Consider the following 17680-nt stretch of genomic DNA (forward strand, 5'->3'; position numbering starts at 1 on the left):
TCCATAAACGACAAAACCGCCCGCAGGCGGTTTCACATGAAACATTTTGCATCAGCGACCAATCACCACAACCTGACCACCATCCCCTTCGTCTGCCGTGCTGATCTCCTGAGATACCACCCGCGACCCCACGCGCATTTCACCGTACAGAACAGGCAGAACATTGCCCTGGGCAACCATGTTATCCAGTGAGGAGAAACAGGTGTTCTGTTTGCCGTTATCCGTTGTCTGTGTACGGGGAGTTCTGGCTTTCGGTGCCAGCATCTGTGCAACACCGCCAAGCGTCATACTGGCACCGAGAGAAAACAGCAGATTACTCGCCATAATTCCTACCCCCGGCATCCATATAGCAACCGCCATAACAGCTGCCCCCAGCACCGCCTGAAACACACCGCCACTTTTAGCTCCCACCAGACGCGGTACTATGTGGATCACTGCACCATTTGCCAGCGGCTCATTAAGACGGGCAGACAATTCGGTTTCACCTGCATCACGCCCGGCAATGCGCACCTGATACCAGCCGTCACTCAGTTTCTGACGAAACGCCGGGAGCTGTGTGGCCAGTGCGCGGATGGCTTCAGCCCCCGTTTTCACACGAAGGTCGATGCGGCGGCCAAATCGTTGCAAATCCCCGTAAAGGCAGATGCGTGCCATTCCCGGTGACGCCAGAGGGAGTGTGTGCGTCGCTGCCATTTGTCGGTATACCTCTCTCGTTTACTCAGTTGTTCAGGAATATGGTGCAGCAGCTCACCATCGCCGCAGTAAATGGCGGCATGATTCGGCACCGATGAACCAAAACAGCACAGCAGCACATCGCCCGGTTGTGCTGATGACAACGGCACCTGATACAGCCCTGTGGCCTCCAGATTATCCAGATAGAGATTCTGACCGTGACGCCACCAGTCATCCCCGCGATGAAAATCCGGCATCTCAATCCCCGCCAGATGATAAGCATCCCGGAACAGCGTGTAACAGTCCGTCACCCCGTGCTCAAAGCGCCGCCCGGTGAGATGCGGCACACAGCGGAACTTGTGAATCGTCCCCCGGCAGACCAGCCACCACGGCAAATCACTCTGCACCTGCAGCCGCCGGTCAGCCTCACTCAGCCAGGGCAGACCACCGGGATGACTGTGGACCAGTGCCACAATCTCACCCTGCATTTGTGCCCGCAGCCAGTCCTCCGGAGCCATCCGGAACCGTTCCTCCGGCTCACCGGAGATATTCTCGCTGGGAAGATACCTGTCTCCCTCCGGCGTTCTCACCACGAAGCCACACGACTCCGCTGGCGCACATCGCCGGGCGTGCGCCAGAATCGCTGATTCTGTCTGTGTCATGGATTTACTGAGAAAGTTTATTGATGGAAAGGAAACCGCCGAAATTACCGGTATTGTTGCGCAACTCACACCCGCGCATACACTTGCTGCATTTGTCCTTCCGGATATCCGTTGTTGGTTTGTCGAACTCGTCAGCCACTGCCCTGCCCGTGTAACCACACTCATCAGAACGGTAAGTCCACATACAGGTATTCGCCAGCATGATACGCCCCGGGAAAACCGCGCCATCCGTCTCCGTTGGTGTGGCCAGCACAAAAGAGGCACTGACCGCGCTCAGTTCGCTGCACTGCTCGATGCGCCAGCGGCTGATCACCTCCTGTTCCGGATCGGCGTCGCTGTTTCCGTTGACGAAGTTCACCGCATCCAGAAAACGGGCGTAAACCTTACGCCGGACCACCGTTCCGCCGACCAGACTCTGCAGATCTTCCGCCATCCCGGTGACCATGCCGTGCAGGTTAGAGACCGTCAGTGTCGGACGGGCAGCACAGCCCCTGCCGTTCAGTTCAAACCCCGACCCCTGAATGGGGTATGCCTGATACTGCCGCCCCTGCCAGGTGACCGGCTCACCTTTTTCGTTCTGCTCATTACAGAAAAAATAACGCTCACCACCGACCTCTGTCAGATCGATTTCCCAGAGCTCCACCCGGGCTGACTGCTCCGCACGGGTGCATTCATTCAGTGTTTCCTGCCGGATATCCTGCATCAGTTCACCACCTGTTCAAAATCGGCCGTTACAGTCACCCATAACGCCCCCACGCTTGCCGACCATTTACGACAAACCACCCTGATCAGTTTCCAGTCATAAGGTGGCGTCCACTGAAATGCGCGGACGCCACCGTGCCGTTCCAGAAAGGCTTTTAAAGATGGGTGTTCACCTTTACGAACACGTATCGTCACGCTGTAAGTCGACAACTGGTTATTCAGTCCCGCCGCACGACGCTGTTCATAACCATCGCCCAGCTTCACTGTCACCACTTTCGGCTCTGATACCACATTCATATCCGGGCGCACTTTCCAGTGAAACGTCTCCATTACCGGTATGCTCCACTTAACCGGCCACCATCACGGGCCTGCTGTTGCATAAAGTCCGCGGCCGCTTTTTTCCCGAGGTCATAAACCACCTTCAGGGCAGCCGGACCTATCTGCCCGTTCGTGCCGTCGTTATTGATCTCAATGTTGTACTGCGGGGCAAACATCACCATGCCTGAACCACCAGTATCCGCCACAACCCCCAGCTTACCATCAGCACCGCGACGCAGTGGCAGAATGGCTTCAGGTCCCGCTTCCCCCATCACACCCGCGCCTTTTGCAAAAGCAAAAAACGTCGGACGGTTAACCACCGTGCCACTGTAGCGACTCAAATCAGCAGACTGGTAAACACCGCCATCAGCATTAGTCGTGAAGCCGAATAAAGAACCGACGCCCTTTACCGCCTGCATCATGGCCATCTGTGCCATAATTCTGGCCATATCTGACAACAGGGAAGAGGTGAAGGATTTAAAATTCAGCTTACCGGTGGTACAGAATGTCGCCAGTGCATTACCGGCACTGCTGAATGCCACTGTAAACATCTGTTCTGCCGTTCCCGCCGCATTATCCGCATCCGCCGTAAAATTCTGAAACGCCCGCATGGCACCGTTTTTCCAGTCGCCCTGCGCCACTTCCAGTTCCTGCCAGTAGCGTTTGTTTTCATTCAGTTGTCGCTTCAGGCTCCCCTTCAGCACCTCCTCAGCCCTCCGGTAGTCCTCCGTCCCGTAAGTGCCTTTCTGGCGACTGTCATTCTCAAGCTGTTGCAACTGTTGCCGGTATTCCTGCCGGATGCGCAACTGTGCCTGGTAGCGCTGCCGCTGCTTATCCCCCATACCTGCAGTGGCAATATCCAGATTGTGCTGCTCACGCAGTGCACGTTCTTTGTCTGCCAGCTGGCTGGTCAGCTGAACCGTTTTTTTTCTCAGGTCGTTAAGCGCTGTCTGTTTCTGCAGCTCCTGCTGTTTCACATCCAGCAGCGTCAGCGCCTGAATCAGCTCATTCTTACGGGCCAGCACACTCTTTTCATCTGCCGTCAGCTTTTTCCCGTCCAGGTCGCTGATGCGCTGCTGCAGGGCCAGAAGCTGTTTATGCGCTTCAGTCATCCTTTCAGTGGCAATGCCTGCTGACTGTCTGGCAGCAGCAATCTGCCCTTCCACCTGTGCCTGCTGCTGACTGTACTGCAGCAATAACCGGGTGGCCTCATCATTACGGGTTGCCCGTGTATTTTTCTTAATGGCTTTTTCGTAACGTTCATTTTCACGCTGTATCGCCGCATCCCTGACAGCCTGGTCGGCGTACTGCATGGCATTAATACGCGCAATTTCCCGCTGATGTCGTGCAGCTTCCGTTTCATTCATCCGGTTCAGCGCGGCATTTTCAGCATTCCGGCGTTTCTGTTGCTCCTGGTAATTCCGTTCTGCCTGCGCTTTTGCATCCTGCAAATCCTTCCGGCGTTTTTTCTCCTGAAGATCGTTAAGACGCTGCTGATCGTACTCCACCTGTGTGGAGGCGTTTGTCCACGGATATTTTTTCGCGCGCTGAATTTTTTCCTGTAACGCATCAATCTGCGCATCCAGCGAGTCTTCACGACCAATATTCATGGCCGCATCCCAGAACTGCTTCCACCAGTCAGACAAGGTTTGCAGCGTACTACCCAGCGCATTGAGATTATTATCAATATCAGATGTGCGTTTACCGGTTTCCTCTGCCAGCGCAGACATGGCGATCCGGGCCGCATCACTGGACCGCCCCTGCTCCCCAAGGACGCGTATCTGCTCAAGCTGAGTGGCATTCAAAAAATGCAGCGCATTGTCCAGCGCCTTCGCGGCATTTACAGGATCATCCTTCAGCCGCTTAAACTGATTTATGGTATCGCTGACCGACTGGCCAACCGATCGCTCCATCTGTGCGGCAGCTTTCGCCACCATACCAATATCGTTTCCATGAAATGCCCCACTGCCCACCACCTGTGCCAGCGCACCGGCTGCCGCATGTTGCGTGATACCATTCCCGGATATGGCCCGGCTGAGTTTCCACAACTGCCCGACAGTGACACCGGCATAATGTCCCGTCAGCGCCAGCTGACGGTTAAATTTCTCGCCCTCCTTCCGGCCGTCATGCCAGGCTTTACCCAGACCCAGGACCGCCGCGACAAGTCCGCCAATAACGCCGCCAGTCATCATGCCTTTCGGCGACATCAGTGCGCCTGTCCATCCGGCACGGTTAGCCAGCGTTATCCCGGATCCCCTCAGCGCACCAAAATTGCCTCGCGCCATCTGACTGATTAACACCCCCAGCTCCCGCCGGGCTGCCGCACTTTTCAGCCCCAGCGAATGTGTGGCTTTTCCTGCCCGCTCCATTTTGCGGATATACACTTCTGCAGCACTGCTTACCCCCAGCTGAGCCGCCCTGGCGCGAAGCAACTCAGAAGACGACAGATTCTGGCGGGTTGCCTGCTCTTTAAGCTGGCGGATAAACGCCGCTTTCTGCCGGGTGGCCTGTTCCTCTGCCTGCGTCAGGGCACGGGTTTTCGCCGTGATCTCCGAAATCAGCGCCAGATAATCCTGCTGACCAACCCCGCCACTGTTTCTGGCCTGTCGGATCTGCTGCTGAATACGCTGTAATTCCTGAAGCCCCGCACCGGCCTGTTTCACACTGTCAATCTGGCGATAAAAGGCGGCAGCCGCTTTATCCTGCGCCTCCGCCAGTGCCCTGGCCTGCGCCTGTTCCTCGCGCATTTTCTGATTCAGGGCATCCACGCGCAGACGGGTTTGTTCCACCTCACGGGCCATGCGTTCATGAGCCCGTGCATTCTTCTCCACCGTCTGCGCATGGGCTGATGCTGCTGTTGCAGCCGAAGAAGCCGCCTGCATTGTCTGCCGGGCCGCCTGAGTCTGACGCTCCATAAAACGCTGCATACGGGCAGAAGACCGTTCTGCATCGCTGGCTGCACCATTCAGAAGGTTTTTGATACGGGGAATTTCATTTTTAAACTCTGCCGCATCAATCCCCAAATCAATGACCAGGTTGGCTATCTGGTCCATAACGCACACCTCCGGAAATACCTTCCCCAAGATGCATCAGTTCTTCGTCCGTTCGCTCCGGTATCCCGTTCTCTTCCGGTAAAAGGCTGAAATCAGCCACCGCAGCATCGCTGCTGCCGGACACCATTCTCACGATCAATGCCTTCAGCGAGGCAAACTGCGCATCCATCCACACATCACTGAAGCTCTGCATCCGGAAATAATCGCCCCACTCACCAAGCTCAGTGGCCGACATATCCGACAGCATCCGCCGCCAGTCTGCCCGCCGGAACTCCCGGGCAAGCCGCATGACAAACTGCATTTCCCGCGTCAGGACTTTTCCGGCGTCAGCGCCTCATGATCATCATCCCCGGCATTCTCAATGGTCCCCATACCGCTCAGCGACAGAACCCTCTCCGCCCCCGCGCCCAGCGCATCATACGACCATGTTGTCATAATGGATGCGCAAAGCGTCTCAACATCCTGAGACTGCTCAGCATTCCACAGTGAGCGGGAAACCAGCCAGGCATTGATATCCATTCCCATACGCAGAAAAGCAATCTGTCGTTCAGCCTCCGGCAGTTCTCCCTCCTGTGCATCAAACTTTGCCGTTCGCTGCTGAACAAACGTCAGATATTCAATTCTCTGCAGCCCGGACAGCTCACTGAGCACCACGGACTGTTTTTCATAATTAAACGTATCCTGTTTCAGAAACATCATGTTCTCCGGATGCAAAAAGCCCCGGATAACCGGGGCAATGATGAGTATCGTCCTGTTATGGTGCGCTGACGGTCACCGCAGCCACTGCCACAAACTCTCCGTCAGAGGTCATGCCCACGATGCTGACACTGCCCTGCTTCACGCCTTTCACCGTGGCCACAAGCCCGCTCAGGGTCACCGAAGCAGTCTGAGGATCTGACGAATGCACACTGATCGCTTTGTCACTGGCCCCGTCAGGTTTTACTGTAAAGGTCAGTGTGGTGGTTGCTCCCGCTTTGACACTGACAGATGCCGGTGCCACCGTCAGTCCGGTAACACCCACGGTTTCAGTGCCTTCCTCTGCCAGATACGGACGCCCCACACCGCTGATTTTCACAGTGCGGGTCATCACGTCTTTTGAGGCAATGGTTTTACCCAGTGAGCTCAGCCAGCCGCGGAAAACATCAACAGTGCCGTTGGGATATTTGATACGAAACGCGCAGACTTCACCGGAGTCGAACAACTGAACCAGTTTTTTCTGCCCGCTGTCACCCGGACGCCAGGCCAGCGTCGCCGAAGTATCACCAACGGATTTCTGCCCCTGGGTTGTCGTTTTCCAGTCTGCATCTTCATCATCGAGATAAGTGTCATCTTCTGCATCAGCGGTCATTTCGCCAGGTTGCAGATCCTTCACCATCGCAAGACGCAGCCAGTCAGTGTCCGACAAAGGGTTCGCAAACGCATCGCCGTTGCCGGTATACATCCAGAACGTTGTCCCCGCACCTTTCGTCTTTGCCAGTGGATTTGGTGTGGTCATTACCACCTCCTTAATTCGTGTACGTGATCTGGTACGTGATTTCCGCCATCGCCCAGGTAGCCATCTCATTATCACGTTGATAGTTAAAACCGAGTGGGTTCAGGGTGTCGATGAGTCCGGAAAGTGCCGGTACATCATTCAGGGCCGGGAAAATGGTGCTCTCCATCCACATATCCAGCTCTGAATCCGGTGCCTGTGCCCGGATGAAGACGGCAATATGCAGAACAGCCTGCCAGTCATCTTCATCCGTCATTTTTCCGGTGTACTGAGCATCACTCAGCCACACCGCCACGGCAGGCAGTTCCTGCGCATCAATAAATGCCGGAAGCCCGTCAAAAAACGTGGCGCTGTCTCCACACTGTTCCCGAAGGCGTGCCAGCACGCTCTGACGGATTTGTGTGTGTCGGTTCATTTACTCAGATGTAACCTCAGTTGTTGTTTCAGGGCATACCCCAGCTGTTTCGGCATTTCCGCAGCAATGATGCGGTCGCGGGCATCTTCAAATGCCTGTGTCAGCGGTCCGGACAGCGGGATTTTCACTACCTCCACAGGAAGACGATTTTTTCTTAGCCTGCCCTGATGGTCATGCCCTGTTGCAAAACGCGCTTCAGGAAGACACCTCAGAACATGCCAGCGGCCATTCGCCAGTTGCTGAACAAATGCCCCCCGGAAAAAGTATTTTCCCACTCTCAGTCCTTCACCAGCACGCCGCCGTGTTGTGTTCAGTTTGATGGCGGGCAGATTGCCCCGGTTAACGCGGATCCTGGCCGTCATTTTTCCTGACGGACTGGCTTTAAACACCCGGACACGCTGACGTACCAGTTTCAGGGGGATCCCTTTCACCTGGTTATCGCCCGCAACGGTATTCCCGGCAACCTGCCGGGTGGCAACCGAGACCGCTTTCTGTGCCACACGGTTTATCGCCCATGCGCTGGCCTGTGGCACCATACGGGTATCAAGGCTGTTCAGATTGCGGATGGCATTCTCAAGCCCCTTCATAATATCGTCCTGCCCTTACGTTTCCCGGCAGCCCCTCACGCCGCAACCGGATATAACTACATCCGCCATCATCAGGGGTGATACGATCCACACAGAAAGACTCACGACCAATCATCAGCGAATCATTGCGACACAGCCGTAAAATATCTGCTGTTTTCACAAACAGGGATGGTAAAGAGTCTTCAATACGCACACCGCCGGCCACCAGAGAAATATTTTCAGGATCATCAAAAACCCCGGAAATCATGATCCCTTTTAGCCGGCCTGACGTAATGACCGCTCTAATCCCCATATTGCGAATAATGGCCTTGTCTGCGAGATCAAGTGCAACATCAAACAGATTATCGAAATCAGCCACGCTGCCTCCCGTTATTGCATTCTGGCCAGGCCACGTTCTGTCATTCCGGCTGCCACACCGGCAAAGACACGGAACGCCATTCCCGGCGGCACAAATGCCAGAGGTTCATCCCGCGTGGCATGAAGTGCATCGGTATGCAGCGTCACCAGTGCCACGACTGTAACCAGATCATCCATATTCTGAATCACGGTCTCCGGCTGCGCTGATATCACCTCATTTTCATGTCCGGTCAGCGCATTTTCCGGGTGGGCAGACTTATCCCGGATGTCAGTGTCATCCATATTGGCAAGTTCCTCCTCCAGCTCAGCCACACGCTGCGCAATATCTGCTGCGCTTCCCGAGATATCCGGCTCACGTCCCAGCGATGCTGCCAGTTCTCTCAGACGTTTCAGGTTATCGTCTTTCTTTGCCATATCTGTTCCTGTCCGAATAAAAAACGGGAGCCCGCCGTTACTTTATTCGTACCCCTTATAATGGGGTGTTAGCCAGCCAGACCCGGCATGATTACTGCCCCCAGTCGTCCATGATCCGGGGGGTGATGTCACCGGGTCTGGTGGGGCGCTGGTAACCGCTAATAGGGGTCAGGTCAGGCACTTTTGCCGGGACCGTCTGTAACGTGGATGCCGGTACCTGCTCCCCGTGGTTATCTGGTTAACCCATATACAAGGGAGACAGAATGACCGAATCCAGCGATTACGAATCCGTCCAGGTCTTTATCGGCGTTGATGTCGGTAAAGATACGCATCACGCTGTTGCCATTAATCGTTCAGGTAAACGCCTGTTCGATAAAGCATTACCCAACGACGAAAACAAACTCAGGTCGCTAATATCTGACCTGAAACAACATGGTCAGATACTGCTGGTTGTTGATCAGCCAGCTACCATCGGTGCGTTACCTGTCGCCGTTGCCCGCTCAGAAGGAGTCCTTGTCGGATACCTCCCTGGACTGGCCATGCGCCGCATAGCCGACTTACACGCCGGTGAAGCTAAAACTGATGCTCGTGACGCTGCCATCATTGCCGAAGCTGCCCGTACCCTGCCTCACGCGCTACGCACGCTGAAACTGGCTGACGAGCAAATCGCCGAACTCTCCATGCTCTGCGGCTTCGATGATGATCTTGCCGCACAGACAACGCAGGCCAGCAACCGTATCCGCGGCCTTCTGACCCAGATACATCCGGCACCGGAGCGCGTTCTCGGTCCGAGACTTGAGCACCCGGCGGTACTCGATCTTCTCCAGCGATATCCCTCACCAGAAAAACTCGCTTCGCTGGGTGAGAAGAAGCTGGCAGCCCAGCTCTGCAAACTTGCGCCTCGTCTGGGTAAACGCCTTGCAGCAGACATAGCTCAGGCACTGGCCGAACAAACCGTCGTCGTTCCCGGCACGAATGCCGCTGCCGTAGTACTGCCACGTCTGGCACTCCAGCTCATCACGCTGCGTAAGCAAAGAGACGAGGTGGCGCTTGAGGTAGAACAGCGAGTTCTTGCTCACCCTCTTTACCCGGTCCTGACCAGTATGCCCGGAGTCGGTGTCAGGACCGCAGCCAGACTCCTCACCGAGGTCGCCTGCCGCGCCTTCGCCTCTGCCGCACATCTCGCTGCTTATGCTGGCCTTGCGCCGGTAACTCGGCGATCCGGCTCGTCAATACGCGGTGAGCATCCCTCGCGACGGGGTAATAAAGCTCTCAAACGGGCGTTGTTCCTGTCGGCCTTCGCCGCGCTCAGGGATCCGCTCTCCAGGGCTTACTACACCCGCAAAATGAGTCAGGGAAAACGACACAATCAGGTGCTTATCGCCCTGGCGAGACGACGCTGCGACGTTCTGTTCGCCATGATGCGCGACGGGACTTTTTATACCCCGCAGGGGTCATAACATGCTTGACAACTTAATAGGGGCACCCCCCGACAGACCTGTGCTATCGGAAAGAAAAAAGGCCATCAGCAAAACTCTGATGACCTGAATCACCTTTACCAATATTGTATGAAAAAACACGCACGACTAATTGACAATAATTTTCATTTCCATTAAAAAAGATCGCGTAGCATTCTTAATTCATGAGGAACTTTACCCGCCAGCAATCTGAGTAGCGAAAGCTGTTCATCCCCAATGTTTTTGCTGGCGGGTCCTTTTTTCTACGGTCCTCCTCCCCGGAGGGGGGCATTTCATTATTTTTCTAATCGTTACTGGTGAGAAGGCGGAAGAAAAAGCCAGTTCTTCGCCCCTAAATAACAGCATGATTCCAGTCCATGCAAAATCTGATTTCCAGCTCACACATACCGAGCGCTGTACAAAAAACCGCCAGCCAAGGCAGTTAAGAGTGTGTTCCCGGGGTTTGCTTAGAATATTTTGTAAGTTGTCCGAAGAGATATTTACAACACCAGAATGATGAATCATCAGTCCCCTGCCAGAGGTTCACTACGTAACCTGACCGACAATGCACCATTCTGGTGCTGAAAAAAGAGCACTGGAACTGCAACAAAACAACATCACAGAACAGGAGATGGTAAGGAGTCAGACATTCCCACACAATATTGTGTCAGTGCAAATAACAACCTTCGTCTCAAATCTCGCTGGAGCGGGCAGCGGGAATCGAACCCGCATCATCAGCTTGGAAGGCTGAGGTAATAGCCATTATACGATGCCCGCATATGGTGCCGACTACCGGAATCGAACTGGTGACCTACTGATTACAAGTCAGTTGCTCTGCCTGCTGAGCTAAGTCGGCGCTGGCCCACCACCGAGGACTCGAACCTCGGACCGTCAACTTAGAAGGTTGATGCTCTATCCGGATGAGCTAGTGGTGGTTGGTGGCCCTTGCTGGACTTGAACCAGCGACCTGGCGATTATGAGTCGCTCGCTCTCACCACTGAGCTAAAGGGCCGGAGGCAGAATAATAACCATATGTCATCACATCTGCAAACTCATCTGACCACCAGCACGTTTAACGTCCTGTGCCATTTTTCAGGCATAAAAAAACCGCTCGGCGGCGGGTTTTGCTTACTTTACCATCGCGTACAAAATCGGCAAAGTATCAGATTTGCATGAGATATATGCCTTTTAATCTACTTTTGCAATACTTTGCTTTGAAAATGCCGCTTTTTGTTCTGAACGTGTTCTCATCACAAACAATAAAGCCTCACTATCCAGTCGGTGAAAAATGTGTTTCATTACAACCCAGTGACCAGTAAATGTTTTGGACCAGTTTTTGGTTGTTACTCCCGCCAGTAATGCCAGCTCCTGATATTCATAACCTTCCCCACCAAAAAGTTCTGCTTTTACCGCCTGCGCCGCCAGCCAGATTAATTTTTTCAGGCGTTCCTGTGTTTTCTCTGCAATTTTCCTAGTGCCAGAATGAGCCTTAAACTCTTCCCACGCCCAGTGGGTTATGGTGATCTGATACTCCCAGCAAATACTTCCGCTGTAACACCACAACAACCAGGCTTTATAGTGCTCTTCAAGAGACAGAACAGCCCGCCGCCACGATGATGTCGAAAACGCAACCTGACTGACCAGAGGAATTGACGCCCCCTTCGCCAGTGATTGTTTTCCCGGGATTGGTGGATTATCCCGCGTTATCATTTTTCCGGTCACCTCATCGCGGTACCGGATTTTTTTACGCCTGTAACGCCCTGTATCGAACATGGCATTCTCCTGCCAGGCTTCAAGCTGACCTTTTGTCGCCCCACTCAAATCAGCGGTGGCGATAATGAGCTGCTCACGAACAAACTGTAAATACTGGTTATTCATGCACACTCCAGCTCTGTGATTTTTATCCCCAACCGACCACCAGGAACAGGCAGTCCGCGCACAATATTGGTTTCATCAAACTGCTCGTCGTCGATAAGCAACCCCGCATGTGTCAGTGCATCCAGTGGTGCTTTCAGGATATTGTCCAGGTCACGACGCCGCTTATCCGGTGGCTCTGCAATAATCTTTATCGCCAGTCTTCCGGACAGGCTTAATTTCAGTCGCTGCTGACGGACAATAAGCGCCACATCCCGGCGATAACGCTCACCGGCTTTTGATACAAAATATGTGCTGCCACGACGTCGCCAGTAAGTATTCACCGTCGGCGGATAAGGTAAAATAAACTCATGGCGCATCAGCGCAGCACCTCCTGCACCAGCTTTTCAAACTTTCCGACTCTGGTTTCCAGCTCTGCCACACAGTCCACCAGCTCATCTACTGCTTTCTGTGCGCGATGCTTCGCCTGCATCAGTTCCCGAAGCGCGGGTACCATATTGAGGTAGCCTGAGTTTAACGGACACTCCTTCCTGAAATAGAATGGCATCAGAAGGAGCTAATAATGAGCAGAAAAACCCGACGTTACTCTAAAGAGTTCAAAGCCGAAGCTGTCAGAACGGTTCTTGAAAATCAACTTTCGATCAGTGAAGACGCTTCCCGATTATTCCTTCCTGAAGGCACTTTAGGACAATGGGTTACCGCCGCCAGAAAAGGGCTCGGTACTCCTGGTTCCCGCACGGTGGCTGAACTGGAATCTGAAATTCTGCAACTGCGTAAGGCGTTAAATGAAGCTCGCCTTGAGCGAGATATATTAAAAAAAGCAACAGCGTATTTTGCACAGGAGTCGCTGAAAAATACGCGTTAATCGAACAATGGCGACAACAATTTCCCATTGAAGCGATGTGTCAGGTATTTGGTGTATCCAGGAGCGGTTATTACAACTGGGTACAGCATGAACCCTCAGACAGAAAACAAAGTGATGAGCGGCTAAAGCTGGAGATTAAGGTGGCACATATCCGCACTCGCGAAACATATGGAACCCGGCGGCTCCAGACGGAGCTGGCAGAGAATGGCATCATCGTTGGTCGTGACCGACTGGCACGTCTTCGTAAGGAGCTGAGGCTACGCTGTAAGCAGAAACGCAAGTTCAGAGCGACTACGAACCCGAACCACAATCTGCCAGTTGCGCCAAATCTGCTGAACCAGACGTTCGCTCCTACAGCACCAAATCAGGTCTGGGTGGCGGACCTGACGTATGTTGCCACACAGGAGGGATGGTTGTACCTCGCTGGCATCAAAGATGTTTATACGTGTGAAATTGTCGGCTACGCCATGGGAGAGCGCATGACAAAAGAGCTGACAGGTAAAGCCCTGTTTATGGCGCTCAGGAGCCAGCGCCCACCTGCCGGGCTAATCCACCACTCTGATCGAGGTTCACAGTACTGCGCATACGATTACCGGGTCATACAGGAGCAGTTTGGTCTGAAAACATCAATGTCGCGTAAAGGTAACTGTTACGACAACGCTCCGATGGAAAGCTTCTGGGGAACGCTGAAAAATGAGAGCCTGAGCCACTATCGTTTTAATAACCGGGATGAAGCCATCTCAGTAATACGGGAATACATTGAGATTTTCTACAATCGTCAGCGTCGTCACTCTCGTCTGGGGAATATCTCCCCGGCAGCCTTCAGGGAAAAATATCATCAGATGGCTGCTTAAAAAAGAACAAATGGTAGTGTCCGCTATTGCCAGTACACCTCACAACGCCATCCTGACAAGCGTTTTATCTTCAACGGGAATGAGATATGGAAACGTGGAGAATCAACCACAGAGTATACCCGCGCACACCAGCGAACAATCAGACGACTGCGCAGACTCATCGCCAGGAAACAGTATACAGAAAAATGGTTCAGAAAATATGACACATGGAGCGCCGGATATTACGAACTGATGGCAACAAAACCATTCTGACGTAAACGAAATTAACCATGACGCAATTAAATAAGGCAAGCCGAATACATCAGGAGGACCATGAACATTTATTTCAGAATAGTTATATCACTGGCAATTATCGCATGTATTTACGGATTAATCGTTCCGGCCCTCATATCAATGAAGGATACGGTAGCAGTGATTTCTGGCTTTGCTCTGGCGTGTCTGACCCCGCCCTGCATTTATGCCATTTATAAGGGTCTTTCTTTTTCTAAGGATAAAAGGGTAATGACTCCAACTTATTGATAGTGTTTTATGTTCAGATAATGCCCGATGACTTTGTCATGCAGCTCCACCGATTTTGAGAACGACAGCGACTTCCGTCCCAGCCGTGCCAGGTGCTGCCTCAGATTCAGGTTATGCCGCTCAATTCGCTGCGTATATCGCTTGCTGATTACGTGCAGCTTTCCCTTCAGGCGGGATTCATACAGCGGCCAGCCATCCGTCATCCATATCACCACGTCAAAGGGTGACAGCAGGCTCATAAGACGCCCCAGCGTCGCCATAGTGCGTTCACCGAATACGTGCGCAACAACCGTCTTCCGGAGCCTGTCATACGCGTAAAACAGCCAGCGCTGGCGCGATTTAGCCCCGACGTATCCCCACTGTTCGTCCATTTCCGCGCAGACGATGACGTCACTGCCCGGCTGTATGCGCGAGGTTACCGACTGCGGCCTGAGTTTTTTAAATGGCGGAAAATCGTGTTGAGGCCAACGCCCATAATGCGGGCGGTTGCCCGGCATCCAACGCCATTCATGGCCATATCAATGATTTTCTGGTGCGTACCGGGTTGAGAAGCGGTGTAAGTGAACTGCAGTTGCCATGTTTTACGGCAGTGAGAGCAGAGATAGCGCTGATGTCCGGCGGTGCTTTTGCCGTTACGCACCACCCCGTCAGTAGCTGAACAGGAGGGACAGCTGATAGAAACAGAAGCCACTGGAGCACCTCAAAAACACCATCATACACTAAATCAGTAAGTTGGCAGCATCACCTATTCCTGTAGAAAATTAATTGGATAAAAGATGAAAAAAGTTATTCCTGCTTTAGCCCTTGTTCTGCTGACCACCGGACTTGTCGGTTGCGATCGCGTTGAGCCTGGTAATGTTGGCATCAAGGTAAACAAACTGGGCGACGATAAAGGCGTCGGAGAAGTGGTCGGTGTTGGGCGCTACTGGACGGGATGGAACACTGAGGTTTACATCTTCCCGACCTTCAAACAAATGAAGACCTACGATGAGCCATTCAGCTTCCAGATGAGTGACGGTACAACCATCGGCTATCACATCGGCGTGGCCTACAAAGTTGATCCATCCAAAGTTACCACAGTCTTTCAGACCTACCGCAAAGGCGTGGACGACATTACCGACACCGACCTGCGCCAGAAGATAACCGACGCACTCAACCGACTGGCCAGCAAAATGACCACCGACAAATTTATCGACGGCGGCAAGTCTGAGCTGCTGGATGCAGCTCTTAAAGACATTCAGGAAGAAATGACGCCCATCGGTATTCAGGTAATGAGCCTCTCATATGTGGGTAAGCCGGAGTACCCGCCTACTGTTATCGACAGCATTAATGCCAAAGTCACGGCGAACCAGAAAACCCTGCAATGCGAGCAGGAAGTAAAACAGCGCGAAGCGGAAGCCAACATGTTGCGCGCGGAAGCTGCCGGACAGGCAGATGCGATTCGCACAAAAGCCCAGGCCGAAGCCGATGCTATTCGTTTACGCGGTGAAGCTCTGCGCCAGAACCCAAACGTTATGGAGCTGGAAGCCATCAACAAGTGGAACGGTACACTGCCGCAATACATGACCAGCGGTGCCAACACACCATTTATTCAGGTTAAGTAATACATATGCCCGGTATTACACGCCGGGCTGTCTGGAGATAAAAATGAATACTGTAACCATCAACAACAAACAGTTTCCGGTAATCGAATATCGCGGTCAGCGTGTTGTGACGCTGGCGATGATTGATGAAGTCCACCAGCGACCGGAAGGAACCGCGCGTGCAGCATTCAACCGAAACCGTGAGCATTTCATCAGCGGTGTGGATTATGCCGAATTAGGTGCGGACGTAATACGTACGGACCTCCCGGAAGGAACATTCTCTAAATTTGCACCATCGGGGATTGTACTTTTTGAATCAGGTTACCTGATGTTGACGAAGCCATTCAATGACGCCCTTGCCTGGCAGGTTCAGCGCGAACTGGTTAACAGCTACTTCCGCACTCGCACACCGCTAACGGAAATCGAGATGATCGCTGCGATAGCCGCCGACGCTGTTCGTCAACAGAAGCGCCTGAATCATGTGGAAGAACAGCTCGAAACAGTCACAGAAGCGGTGGAAACCATCAAACGCGGAAATATGCGCGCCGGATATGTCGGTTACCGCCAGGTGGTAGCCAAAAGTGGAATGAGTGACACCAAGTGTCGGAATCTGGTGAACGCATATCAAATTCCTACAGACACCCACGAATTCATGACTCCGGACGGTCTGTTGTCTCGCAGGGCTATCGTCGAGCTTGAGCCATTTATGGCGGCGTTCCACCAAATGATGTCAGAGGCTGACCCACGCGGCACACGCTGGTATCACCCGAAGATGGGGCTTTTCCAGGTGATCGGATGGGAGGATAAAGCATGATCATCCAGTCAAAACTTATTCGCGCCGCTCTGGTGTGCGCTGCTAAAAACGACGTTCGTTATTACCTGAACGGTCTTCACATCACGCCGAAACATATTGAGGCAACCAATGGTTCCGTGGCACTGCGCATGGCTCACGGCATCCGGACGAAGAAAAACATCATTGTCCAGTTCGAAGGGGGCGTCCCGGCCAAAGCCGAAACGACAGAGCTGATTTTTAGTAAAGAGCCGATCGCTGTTCATCGCGACCAGTTTCAGCGACGACTGTCCATTACCGGCATTAAACTGGTGGACGGTTGTTTTCCGGATTTGGATCGCATCATTCCGAAAAAGTTTGACCGCTGTACTCACCCGGTGCTCCAGGCGGGTTACCTGAGTTATCCAGAGAAGATGTTTGGTCGTGAGCGTAAATTTATTCCCGTCCAGTTACGTCCCTCCGGTGACGGGCAAGCGGTCAGAATTCAGTTTGATTCCATCATCAACTCAATGTATGGCAATCCTGAATTTGTTGTGATGCCTTGTCGTGATCATGGCGATTTCAACGTGGCTCAGGAGCATCCGGAATGAAAATCGAATACCAGGACGCCGCAGGAGGTGAATCAATGAGCTGGCCTGATGCAATCGTAACTCTGGGGATGGTATTCGCAGTAGCGTTTGTTGTGTACTCGATTTGTCGATGGGGATAACCACATGTTCGCTTTGATTCAACGCGGGCAGATATACACAGACAGAGCCGGATACCCAGTAGAAATTACTCGCAGTACTGAGCACTCAGTGTTCTTTCGGAGGATGGACGGACGTACCGGGCGAGTACGCATCGGTGAATTCAGTAGCCTGTTCGAGCATATTGACCACCTGGAATATCACAAGATTCTGGCTGAAACAGAACAAGAAAAGCACCTGAAGAAATTACGCGCAATGCAAAGGAAGTAAAAAATGAATAAAGCGTTTGAGCTATGGGTCCACCAGCGTTACGGCAACCACTACGACCTGACGCGAGATGTTGACGGTTTCTACTGTCGTGAAATTGTGAAACGAATGT

22 protein-coding genes, 4 tRNA genes and 3 other annotated features are annotated in these 17680 nt (G+C 53.0%); of the genes, 7 read left to right on the forward strand and 19 right to left on the reverse strand.

The window, feature by feature from the left end; all coding sequences use genetic code 11:
* Positions 1–51: 51 nt before the first annotated feature.
* From SF1885 to SF1896, 12 genes are all read right to left on the reverse strand, one after another.
* On the reverse strand, positions 52–594 hold the full coding sequence (locus SF1885; RefSeq protein NP_707733.2) for a phage tail protein: 543 nt from the start codon (positions 592–594) through the stop codon (positions 52–54).
* On the reverse strand, positions 591–1190 hold the full coding sequence (locus SF1886) for a tail assembly protein (RefSeq protein ID NP_707734.2): 600 nt from the start codon (positions 1188–1190) through the stop codon (positions 591–593). Before SF1886 ends, SF1885 begins: the two co-directional genes overlap by 4 nt.
* A gap of 148 nt (positions 1191–1338) precedes the next feature.
* A complete protein-coding gene (locus tag SF1887) occupies positions 1339–2037 on the reverse strand; it encodes a minor tail protein (RefSeq protein ID NP_707735.1) in 699 nt (232 codons plus the stop codon).
* A complete protein-coding gene (locus tag SF1888; protein ID NP_707736.1) occupies positions 2037–2366 on the reverse strand; it encodes a minor tail protein in 330 nt (109 codons plus the stop codon). Before SF1888 ends, SF1887 begins: the two co-directional genes overlap by 1 nt.
* Positions 2366–5407 (reverse strand): tail length tape measure protein, encoded by a 3042-nt coding sequence (locus SF1889; RefSeq protein NP_707737.1) that lies wholly within the window; start codon positions 5405–5407, stop codon positions 2366–2368. The genes SF1888 and SF1889 overlap by 1 nt, the downstream gene beginning before the upstream one ends.
* The gene (locus SF1890; protein ID NP_707738.2) at positions 5379–5654 is read right to left on the reverse strand and encodes a prophage CP-933K tail protein; all 276 of its coding nucleotides are present in this window, start codon (positions 5652–5654) and stop codon (positions 5379–5381) included. Before SF1890 ends, SF1889 begins: the two co-directional genes overlap by 29 nt.
* Positions 5655–5716: 62 nt before the next feature.
* A complete protein-coding gene (locus tag SF1891; RefSeq protein ID NP_707739.2) occupies positions 5717–6103 on the reverse strand; it encodes a prophage CP-933K tail protein in 387 nt (128 codons plus the stop codon).
* 58 nt (positions 6104–6161) lie between these two features.
* On the reverse strand, positions 6162–6902 hold the full coding sequence (locus tag SF1892) for a prophage CP-933K tail protein (protein NP_707740.2): 741 nt from the start codon (positions 6900–6902) through the stop codon (positions 6162–6164).
* Between the two features lie 10 nt (positions 6903–6912).
* Positions 6913–7314 carry a prophage CP-933K tail protein gene (locus tag SF1893; protein NP_707741.1) on the reverse strand — a complete coding sequence of 134 codons (402 nt, stop codon included), beginning with the start codon at positions 7312–7314 and terminating at the stop codon, positions 6913–6915.
* The gene (locus SF1894; RefSeq protein ID NP_707742.1) at positions 7311–7901 is read right to left on the reverse strand and encodes a prophage CP-933K tail protein; all 591 of its coding nucleotides are present in this window, start codon (positions 7899–7901) and stop codon (positions 7311–7313) included. The genes SF1893 and SF1894 overlap by 4 nt, the downstream gene beginning before the upstream one ends.
* Positions 7888–8259, reverse strand: coding sequence for a tail attachment protein (locus SF1895; RefSeq protein ID NP_707743.1), 372 nt, complete (start codon positions 8257–8259; stop codon positions 7888–7890). The genes SF1894 and SF1895 overlap by 14 nt, the downstream gene beginning before the upstream one ends.
* An 11-nt stretch (positions 8260–8270) precedes the next feature.
* Entirely contained in the window at positions 8271–8672 is a 402-nt protein-coding gene (locus SF1896; protein ID NP_707744.1) for a DNA-packaging protein, read from the reverse strand.
* Between the two features lie 117 nt (positions 8673–8789).
* Positions 8790–10163, reverse strand: a mobile genetic element.
* Between SF1896 and SF1897 the strand changes: the two genes are divergently transcribed.
* The gene (locus tag SF1897) at positions 8936–10132 is read left to right on the forward strand and encodes an insertion sequence element ISSfl2 transposase (RefSeq protein ID NP_707745.1); all 1197 of its coding nucleotides are present in this window, start codon (positions 8936–8938) and stop codon (positions 10130–10132) included. Its footprint overlaps the feature before it by 1197 nt.
* A 668-nt stretch (positions 10164–10831) precedes the next feature.
* Here the strand turns inward: SF1897 and SF4470 are convergent.
* From SF4470 to SF1899, 6 genes are all read right to left on the reverse strand, one after another.
* Positions 10832–10906, reverse strand: a tRNA-Gly gene (locus SF4470).
* Positions 10907–10909: 3 nt separating this feature from the next.
* A tRNA-Thr gene (locus tag SF4471) sits at positions 10910–10985 on the reverse strand.
* Positions 10986–10987: 2 nt separating this feature from the next.
* A tRNA-Arg gene (locus SF4472) sits at positions 10988–11064 on the reverse strand.
* A gap of 1 nt (position 11065) precedes the next feature.
* A tRNA-Met gene (locus tag SF4473) sits at positions 11066–11141 on the reverse strand.
* A 176-nt stretch (positions 11142–11317) separates the two neighbouring features.
* Entirely contained in the window at positions 11318–12007 is a 690-nt protein-coding gene (locus tag SF1898) for a Q antiterminator encoded by prophage CP-933P (protein ID NP_707746.2), read from the reverse strand.
* Positions 12004–12363, reverse strand: a complete 360-nt coding sequence (locus SF1899; protein ID NP_707747.1) for a crossover junction endodeoxyribonuclease — start codon at positions 12361–12363, stop codon at positions 12004–12006. The genes SF1898 and SF1899 overlap by 4 nt, the downstream gene beginning before the upstream one ends.
* Positions 12364–12502: 139 nt before the next feature.
* Positions 12503–13765, forward strand: a mobile genetic element.
* Between SF1899 and SF1900 the strand changes: the two genes are divergently transcribed.
* Complete coding sequence (locus tag SF1900; protein NP_707748.1) at positions 12567–12869, forward strand: insertion sequence element IS600 transposase; 303 nt, start codon at positions 12567–12569, stop codon at positions 12867–12869. It overlaps the preceding feature by 303 nt.
* Positions 12905–13723, forward strand: a complete 819-nt coding sequence (locus SF1901; protein NP_707749.1) for an insertion sequence element IS600 protein — start codon at positions 12905–12907, stop codon at positions 13721–13723. It lies within the feature at positions 12503–13765.
* 455 nt (positions 13766–14220) lie before the next feature.
* Positions 14221–14984 (reverse strand) — a mobile genetic element.
* On the opposite strand, the gene insB is transcribed toward SF1901, so the two are convergent.
* Positions 14236–14739, reverse strand: a complete 504-nt coding sequence (insB, locus tag SF1902) for an insertion element IS1 protein InsB (protein ID NP_707750.2) — start codon at positions 14737–14739, stop codon at positions 14236–14238. Its footprint overlaps the feature before it by 504 nt.
* A 34-nt stretch (positions 14985–15018) precedes the next feature.
* On the opposite strand from insB, the gene SF1904 reads away from it, so the two are divergent.
* The 4 genes from SF1904 (at position 15019) to SF1906a (ending at position 17571) form a co-directional block, all read left to right on the forward strand.
* Positions 15019–15846, forward strand: coding sequence for a serine protease (locus tag SF1904; protein ID NP_707752.1), 828 nt, complete (start codon positions 15019–15021; stop codon positions 15844–15846).
* Positions 15847–15889: 43 nt separating this feature from the next.
* Positions 15890–16639: a bacteriophage protein gene (locus tag SF1905; protein NP_707753.2), complete on the forward strand. Its 750-nt coding sequence runs from the start codon at positions 15890–15892 to the stop codon at positions 16637–16639.
* A complete protein-coding gene (locus tag SF1906) occupies positions 16636–17205 on the forward strand; it encodes a bacteriophage protein (RefSeq protein NP_707754.1) in 570 nt (189 codons plus the stop codon). Before SF1905 ends, SF1906 begins: the two co-directional genes overlap by 4 nt.
* 123 nt (positions 17206–17328) lie before the next feature.
* Positions 17329–17571 (forward strand): hypothetical protein, encoded by a 243-nt coding sequence (locus SF1906a; protein ID YP_008439258.1) that lies wholly within the window; start codon positions 17329–17331, stop codon positions 17569–17571.
* Positions 17572–17680: the final 109 nt, after the last annotated feature.

This window comes from Shigella flexneri 2a str. 301 (assembly GCF_000006925.2).
Classification (GTDB): Bacteria; Pseudomonadota; Gammaproteobacteria; order Enterobacterales; family Enterobacteriaceae; genus ECMA0423.